General features: G+C 56.4%; 7 protein-coding genes. 3 read left to right on the forward strand and 4 right to left on the reverse strand.

The features are described 5' to 3' along the window. Positions 1-5: 5 nt before the first annotated feature. Together HMPREF3011_RS04325 and HMPREF3011_RS04330 are read right to left on the reverse strand one after the other, a co-directional pair. Positions 6-299 carry a GlsB/YeaQ/YmgE family stress response membrane protein gene (locus HMPREF3011_RS04325; RefSeq protein ID WP_016421687.1) on the reverse strand — a complete coding sequence of 98 codons (294 nt, stop codon included), beginning with the start codon at positions 297-299 and terminating at the stop codon, positions 6-8. A 344-nt stretch (positions 300-643) separates the two neighbouring features. After that, positions 644-1,543, reverse strand: a complete 900-nt coding sequence (locus HMPREF3011_RS04330) for a universal stress protein (protein WP_016421688.1) — start codon at positions 1,541-1,543, stop codon at positions 644-646. Between the two features lie 297 nt (positions 1,544-1,840). Between HMPREF3011_RS04330 and HMPREF3011_RS04335 the strand changes: the two genes are divergently transcribed. The 3 genes from HMPREF3011_RS04335 to HMPREF3011_RS04345 are packed head-to-tail and all read left to right on the forward strand — an operon-like array spanning position 1,841 to position 6,327. Further along, on the forward strand, positions 1,841-2,872 hold the full coding sequence (locus tag HMPREF3011_RS04335; protein ID WP_038627031.1) for a pseudouridine synthase: 1,032 nt from the start codon (positions 1,841-1,843) through the stop codon (positions 2,870-2,872). Positions 2,873-2,890: 18 nt separating this feature from the next. Then, a complete protein-coding gene (locus HMPREF3011_RS04340; protein ID WP_187402759.1) occupies positions 2,891-3,685 on the forward strand; it encodes an ABC transporter ATP-binding protein in 795 nt (264 codons plus the stop codon). A gap of 20 nt (positions 3,686-3,705) precedes the next feature. Further along, positions 3,706-6,327, forward strand: a complete 2,622-nt coding sequence (locus HMPREF3011_RS04345; protein WP_070841201.1) for an ABC transporter permease — start codon at positions 3,706-3,708, stop codon at positions 6,325-6,327. Between the two features lie 111 nt (positions 6,328-6,438). On the opposite strand, the gene HMPREF3011_RS04350 is transcribed toward HMPREF3011_RS04345, so the two are convergent. Continuing rightward, positions 6,439-6,882, reverse strand: coding sequence for a DUF2871 domain-containing protein (locus HMPREF3011_RS04350; protein ID WP_038627034.1), 444 nt, complete (start codon positions 6,880-6,882; stop codon positions 6,439-6,441). A 90-nt stretch (positions 6,883-6,972) separates the two neighbouring features. Next, positions 6,973-7,737, reverse strand: coding sequence for an SDR family NAD(P)-dependent oxidoreductase (locus HMPREF3011_RS04355; RefSeq protein WP_210401638.1), 765 nt, complete (start codon positions 7,735-7,737; stop codon positions 6,973-6,975). Positions 7,738-7,891: the final 154 nt, after the last annotated feature.

Here is a 7,891-nt window from a genome sequence, read left to right on the forward strand (position 1 = left end):
TTGGTTTACTTACGCTTCTGAACCAGGCCGACAATCCACAGCAAAATCACGGCGCCGAGCAGACACGTAAGGAAGCTGAAGATCATTCCACCACCGGCGACATCAACGCCGAACAGGGTGAGCAGCCAACCGCCGAGGAAGCCACCGACAATACCGACGACGATATTCAGGACGACACCCATCGAAGCATCGGTGCCCATAATCTTGGAACCAATCCAACCGGCAAGGCCACCGATGATAATCCAGCCGAAGAAGCCCAGAGAGGGGCTAAAGGAGGCAGCAAGAAGAATCTCGTTCATGATAGATATTCCTTTCCGAAATCGTTCTGACTCAACTATAAGGCTTTCCAAAATATCTTGCACCTACTGCAAGCACTATCAGGCCATTTCGGCCACTGGGAAACTAGCGAGATAACAGTCGGATAACCACAGGAAAACCCTTATAGAATCTGTACTTTCTGCATGAAAACGGGGTTTATGCAGACGAGAGGCCCCATTTATATAAACCGAAGCCGATCTCCGAGACATGTCGGAAACCGGCTAGGTTCTACTTATAAATATTCGGTAACGGTTTCTGTTCTCGGCGCTAAACGCACCTCCACGACCGGCACCGGCGTCTTTTCTCAGCCTCCTCGAAGGGCGCTTTAGGCGTCAGTCTCCGGGCGGACGACCATCATCGGGCAAGCAGCCGCCTGCAGGAGTGCACGCGAGGTGGAGCCGAGCAGCATGCCCTTGAAGCCTCCGCGGCCGTGGCTGCCGACGACCAGCAGCTGCGAGCCTTCCGAGGCATCAGCCAGAGCACGAACCGGGCGGTCGCGGGTAACGACCTTCTTGATGGCCACGTCCGGGTACTTCTTAGCGTACTTCTCCAGGCGGTGGCCGAGCAGAGCCTTCTGCTCCTCTTCCACAACCTGCCACTGGCTCTGAGCTGCAGAAAGACCGGCCAGGGAAGCCTGTACCTGCATGTCCATCCAGGTGTGAACTGCAATCAGCTCTGCACCACGGGCATCGGCCTCACGGAATGCGTACTCCGTTGCCTTTTCGGAAATATCGGAGCCATCGACGCCGACAACGACCGGGCCGTACTTGGTCTCATCGGTGACCAGGTTGTCCTCGCGGACAACAACAACCGGGCACGATGCGTGGGAAACAACAGCGGCGGAAACCGAACCCATGACCATGCCAGAGAGCCCACCCAGACCGCGAGAGCCCATAACCACCATGGTTGCCTGCTCAGACAGGTCGAGCAGCATGTCAATCGGGCTGCCCTCTTCAATCTGGTGGCTGACATCTACCGACGGTGCGAAGTCGAGGGCAATCTTCTTGGCCTCGTTAATCTTCTCCAGGGTTTCGGCCTCAAGATCGTCGTAAAGCTCCTGCGGCGGAACCATGCCCTCTGCGTAGAGGAACTGTGGCATGGAGTAGCTGCTGACCAGACGGAGTGGCTCACCGCGCTTCACTGCGGTGTTAGCGGCCCACTTGACGGCGGTCTTGGACGCCTCTGAGCCGTCGACCGCGCACACAATGATGTTCTGCCTTGGCATTGATTGCCTCCTTATTATGCGATCCATAAAAATTGGCTCTCCGCGGCCAGACCGCAACGCAGCTACACCTATCGCACCTGCTTGGACGCCATTTTAATGGACAAGCGTTGCTATATGGTCAGCTCTTCCGAGCCAACCCTTTTATTACTTTCACCTCCACCCTACCCCCATTATGTTGCGACCGACAGGGCAGAATGTTGTCCACCTACGCCATTGGGGGCGATACCAACACCGCTCTGCCACAGCAACTCCGCTTGCCTGCCAGATGAATCCGGGGCACCTGTTAAAGTCAGCCGTATGCGTCGCATGCCACTGCCCATTCGCGATGGGCTCAACCCATCCCGCATCGCCGCTCCCGGGCGTCATGGCGATGCCCCCACCCGTGCGTGGGTTCTGCTCGCAGGCGCTATCGCAGGTCAAACCCATCGCCACCCGGACGATGATGAAGCGGCCGTAGCTAAACGCTTTGCAGATGGACTCGTCGTTCGCGCCAACTCAGTGCCGTACAGTCCAGATGACATGGTGAAGCCCGGCGCGGAAATGTGGTTTTACCGCACCCCGGCACCGGAGCGCACAATCGCGGGGCCGATGCCGATTGTCTTTCAAGATGACAACCTTGTGGTCGTCGACAAGCCGTCGTTTTTGGCAACGATGCCACGCGGCCGACACATCACGGAAACCGCTGTCGTACGCCTGCGGCGGGAGCTGGGAAATCCGGAGTTGGTTCCCGCGCATCGCCTCGACAGACTGACGTCGGGGTTGCTCATCTTTACCGCCCGGCGCGAAGTTCGTGGCGCCTACCAGGGGCTTTTCGCATCTGGGGAAGTTACTAAGCGCTATCACGCGCTGACATCGCCCACACCCATCGCTGGCGCGACCAGCGAAGCCCTGCCCGAGACCCCGCTGGAGTTGCGCACACGACAGCACAAAGTTGCTGGCCAGATGCAGGCTTATACTCTCGAGGGCGAGCCAAACGCCCACACCATCATCGAGCACATTTCGCTTGTCGACGTGCCTTCGGACGCCGACGACCTCGCTGCCGACAGTGGTCGCGTTGCGCTGTGGCAATTGAAACCCATCACCGGACGCACTCATCAGCTACGGCTGCACTTGAGTGAGCTGGGCTTTCCCATCCTGGGCGACCAGTACTACCCGGAGATTCTGCCGCTGGAGGCCGAGAATACCTCGGAGCCCCTGCACCTGGTCTGTGTAGAAATGAGTTTCGCTGACCCCGTGACTGGTGAACAACGAACGTTCCATTCCCGCCGCAGCGTTTTCAATCCGCTTTCGCTGCCGGATATTAATTCGCCGTTGATCAAATCTAATTAGAAGAGAACCCCCTCCCCCATGTCTGCCAAGCATGCACAACAATCCGCTAAATCATCCGCTGAATCTTCTTTGGAGCATTCCGCCCCACCAGCGGCGGCCTACGCTGAGAGGCTCACCAAGAAGTACGGTGTCGGCAATGCCGCTGTTACTGCACTGGACCATGTCGATATCTCTTTTGCCGCTGGTGAGTTCACCGCGATTATGGGCCCGTCCGGGTCCGGTAAGTCGACATTGATGCACTGCATGGCCGGTTTGGACTCCGCGACGTCGGGAAGCGCGTACATCGGCACGACGGATCTGTCGAAGCTGTCGGACAAGGAAATCACGGCGCTGCGGCGTGATCGCCTGGGCTTTGTGTTCCAGTCCTTCAACCTGGTGCCGACGTTGACGGCGGCAGAGAACATCACCCTGCCTATCAATATCGCTGGTCGGAAGGTGGATAAGCAGTGGTTCGAGGAAATCACCACACGCCTCGGGCTTAAAGAACGGCTTACGCACCGCCCCTCGGAACTGTCCGGTGGCCAGCAGCAGCGTGTCGCCTGTGCGCGTGCCATCGTCAGCCGGCCGGAGATCATCTTTGGCGATGAGCCGACGGGCAACTTGGACTCGAACTCATCTCGTGAGGTATTGACGATTCTCCGCGATGCGGTTGATGACATCGGCCAAACCGTCGTCATTGTGACGCATGATGCCACCGCTGCGTCCTACGCAGACCGTGTTGTGTTCCTCGCGGATGGCCGCGTGGTTGACGAGCTTCGCAATCCCACGCCCACCGATATCTTGGCGCGCATGGCAGATATTGAGAATCTTTAGGAAGGCAGGTCATCTCCCCCATGGCATCATCGTCTTCCACGCTGAGCCGCGTCGCCTGGCGCAACATCACCTCGCACAAGTTGCGCCTCGTGCTCACAATTATTTCGGTCGTGCTGGGCACGGCCTTCATCACCGGCGCATTTGTGTTCACATCATCGCTGGACAAGGCCTTTAAGGGCGCAATGAGTACCGCTTATGACGGTGTCGACGTGGTGGTGACGGCCCCTGACAATCCCGGTGCGCTCACCAAAGAAACTGAACAGAAGGTAGAGAACTTCCCTGGGGTGCGCGCCCTCAACATCGGCAATCCCAACAACAGCATTACGGCCACGGGAGCCGATGGCAAGCCGATTCAGACCAATGGTTCGCCATCGTTGGGTCTTCCCTACTATCCAGCGGCCGAAGCAGTGGGCAACAAGGTCACGATTACCGAGGGACACGCACCGGAAGCACCAGGTGAGGTGGTCGTCAATTCCACCACCGCCGAACTCGGCAACCTCCACGTCGGCACTGAAATCAAGGTGGCCACCCGTCTCGAGCGGGCGACGGTGAAGGTTGTCGGCATCGCTGATACCTCCATCGACGAAACCGGCTATCTCACAGTCTTTTTCACCCAAGATCAGTGGCGAGAGCTCTACGGCGCGGACAGCCATATGGACATGTTCACCCTCGCTGCCGATTCCACCACCGACGCCGCCGCACTCACCCGTGACATCGCGGCCGCGTTCCCCGAGCTCAAGGTAGAGGCCGGCTCTAAGCTCGCCGACGAGGCTTCCGAACGTGTCTCCTCCGCCTTAAGCTTTGTTAACTACTTCCTCATCGCTTTCGGGCTCATCGGTCTGCTGGTCGGCATCTTCATCATCTCCAATACCTTCACCATGCTGGTCACTCAGCGCATGAAGGAATTCGCTCTCCTCCGCGCCCTCGGTGCTTCACGACGGCAGCTCACTGGGTCAGTCCTCTTGGAGGCATTCATTGTTGGCCTCATCGGTTCCGCACTAGGTGTAATCACGGGATTTGGGCTGAGCCAGGGGCTATTCATGCTTCTCGATGCCATGAGTATCTCCATGCCCGGCGACGGCCTGACATTCGAACCGGTGGCAGTTATCGTGCCGCTCATTGTCGGCGTGGTAATTACCATGATTGCCGCCTGGACGCCGGCCGCCCGCGCTGGCGCGGTCCCTCCTGTGGAAGCCATGCGCTCTGGAGATCAAACAACCAGCAATAGTCTCAGTGCTCGGACGTGGACCGGCGCAGTGCTGGCATCCGCTGCTATTGCAATCATTGCCTGGGCATTGCAGTGGAACGACGCGGAAACCAAGATTCGCGCCATCTTCGTTGGTGTCGGTGCGGTGATGGCCGTAGCCTCCGTCTGGCTTGTCGGCCCTGCACTGTCCATGCCTCTGATCGGAGGACTGGGGCGCGTCGTAGGTGCGCCTTTTGGAACCGTCGGCAAGCTTGCGGCAACGAACTCTCACCGCAATCCGCGCAGAACGGGAACCACATCGTTTGCACTGACGCTCGGACTTGCGCTGGTGACTGTGATCGGCATGTTCGGCGTGTCCATGAAGGAAGCGGTCAATGAGTGGTCAGAGACCAATCTGACGGCTGACTTCGTGCTCTCACCGCCTCTGACTGCGCATTCGGCCCTGCCTCTTGGTGTCGAGGACGCGGTGAAGGATATCGGTGGCGTCGAAGACACCGCAACGTTGTCGATTGGTGCCCTACTGGTGATCCCGCCTGAAGAAGCCGCCACGATGATGACTGCCGACGGCGAACAAACTGAAGTCGGACCGGAATCTAGCAATGTGTCGGTTTTCAACTCCAACGTCGGCAAATGGTACGGCACTCGCGCCCTCCAAGGATCCCTTGACCTAGCTATGCCGGATGCGGGAATTGTCATCAGCGAATCAACGGCGAAAAAGAATGGTTGGAACGTTGACACTGAACTTGCAGTAGTTTCCAAAGGCGGCGTAACACGGCTCCCTGTCACCGGCATTTTTGCTGATACAAGAGATCCAGGCCAGTCGATTTTTGTCTCCTACGAAGCCGCCCATAAATATGTCAAGAGCAGTCACCTGTTGCCCTTCCAGACCTACGTCGATGTCTCCGATTCTATCGCGGCAGACAGCGGCTCCTTGGATGAAATGAAGCAAAAGCTTAGCGACGCCGTTGCAGACTACCTCGTAGTACAAGTGATGACTGTCAAGGAGTTTGCGGGCCTGGCTAATGCCTCTATCGATGTCATGCTGGGAATCGTGTACGCACTGCTGGCACTGGCGGTCATCATTTCGATTCTGGGAATTATCAATACTGTCGCGCTCTCAGTTGTCGAGCGCCGCCAGGAGATTGGCATGCTTCGAGCCGTCGGCCTGCAGCGCTCGGGGATTCGCCGGATGATTCGCCTGGAATCTGTGGAAATCTCCATTTTCGGCGCGGTTGTGGGTATTGTCCTCGGCTTGTTCCTTGGCTGGTCACTGCTGACCGTGCTGAAGGATGAGGGCCTGAATACTATTGCGGTACCGTGGCTGCAGGTTGTTCTCATGCTGCTTGGGTCTGCGCTTGTAGGCGTTATTGCTGCTCTCGGACCTGGTCAGAAGGCCGCAAAGACACCACCTCTGGCCGCTATCGCAGACGAATAGTCGCCGCTATATGAAAGCGCCCCGTGCAGATATAGTTTCTGCACGGGGTTTTATTTCGCCTTATCGCCTAGGCCGAATCAGCTATCCGACTCACGCATTTCCGCTGGAAATTTATACGGCTGCGTTGGCCTTGCGATCCACGCGTTCACGATTCTTCAGCGCCTTATTGAGAAGCATAAAGAACCACACAAAGCCAACCGTCAGGATAATGTGGCCGAGTCCTGCAATTCCCGAGTACATCGGACCCCAGGCCTCCGGGCCTGAAACAACGTGGACAATACCGTTTGCCACCATCATGCCGATCGTCCAAACAATGCCGACATTCTGAACAATGAACCAGCGATCAAAGCCCTTGACAGCTGAAATATTGAATTGACCATCCAATGCCAGCGCAACCAAGAAAAAGATCGTGCCAAGGACAAGGAAATGCGTGTGCAGCGTATTGAGCTGCGTTTTATCGCCAAAATCCATCGCACGGGTAAATTCACGATAGAAAACGCCAGAAAACAGACCAAGACCGAGGTAGACCGAAGCGGCTGTGAATAACTTACGCATACTTCGTAGCCTACTCAGAAAACACTGGCTTCTACATGGACTAAACCCAGGGGGTTAAACGAAAGTTTGATACCGCGAAACTAGAGGGCCTCAAACTAACCGCGCGAATCGAGCCACCACACGTTTCGGCACAGCCTTAAATAGAGCCATCACCAGACCATATAGACCGGGTGCGACCTCCGCTCGGCCGCTCTCCGCTGCACGTAACGTGCGCTCCACCAGATAACTGAGATTCTGCTCAGGCATAAGACGCAACTTCACCGACTTCGCCTGCTTCACGACGTCCCGGAGCGCCTTGGTCTTAACCTTTCCCGGGTAGCAAATAGTTACAGTTACACCATTAGGCCTTAATTCATCCCTAAGGCTGATACCCCAATGCCGAATAAACGCTTTCGATGCTGTGTACACCGCGAGCCCTGGAGTTGGTGCTACAGCCGAGATCGACGAAACCAGAATAATGTGGCCATCCTCTTCGAATAAATCGTTTAGAGAGTAAACCGCTGCGACCGTTCCGCGAATATTCGTCTGTATCATTTGATCAGCCCGCGAAAAGTCCTGGGTATTAACATCGCCATAATTCGCGTACGCGGCATTGAGGATTAAATAAACTATCGTCGCGTGATGGCGCTCAACACGATTCCGGAGCTTATCGCCAAAATCATCATCGGACTGGTCTAGACGAAGATATCGAAGACGCGAACCTTGGGTCCTAGAGTGTTCAGCGGCCTCGCTGGAAGAATCATCGTTGTAGCTACGAGAGATACACCAGATTTCATCTAGGTCTGGACGTAGCTGCCCGAGCCTATCGGCGAAGACGGCACCTATGCCCCGAGATGCTCCAGTCACGATTCCCACTCGCATGATTTCCAAGATACAGCTGGCTGGCTCAGGCAATTAAAACGGCGCCGACCAAGAGTGCTGTATGGGAATAAACATGCCGACAAAAAGATACAGCGTTAAAACACTTACGCTAGTTTATGTTGTTTACTTGTGGGTAAAACAAAAGTGG

Origin of the sequence: Corynebacterium sp. HMSC074C04, assembly GCF_001838295.1 — a bacterium.
GTDB classification, from domain to species: domain Bacteria; phylum Actinomycetota; class Actinomycetes; order Mycobacteriales; family Mycobacteriaceae; genus Corynebacterium; species Corynebacterium amycolatum.

Coding starts and splice junctions, on each gene's coding strand:
- HMPREF3011_RS04325 (WP_016421687.1), bottom strand. CDS start 299: ATGAACGAGATTCTTCTTGCTGCCTCCTTTAGCCCCTCTCTGGGCTTC.
- HMPREF3011_RS04330 (WP_016421688.1), bottom strand. CDS start 1,543: ATGCCAAGGCAGAACATCATTGTGTGCGCGGTCGACGGCTCAGAGGCG.
- HMPREF3011_RS04335 (WP_038627031.1), top strand. CDS start 1,841: ATGCGTCGCATGCCACTGCCCATTCGCGATGGGCTCAACCCATCCCGC.
- HMPREF3011_RS04340 (WP_187402759.1), top strand. CDS start 2,891: ATGTCTGCCAAGCATGCACAACAATCCGCTAAATCATCCGCTGAATCT.
- HMPREF3011_RS04345 (WP_070841201.1), top strand. CDS start 3,706: ATGGCATCATCGTCTTCCACGCTGAGCCGCGTCGCCTGGCGCAACATC.
- HMPREF3011_RS04350 (WP_038627034.1), bottom strand. CDS start 6,882: ATGCGTAAGTTATTCACAGCCGCTTCGGTCTACCTCGGTCTTGGTCTG.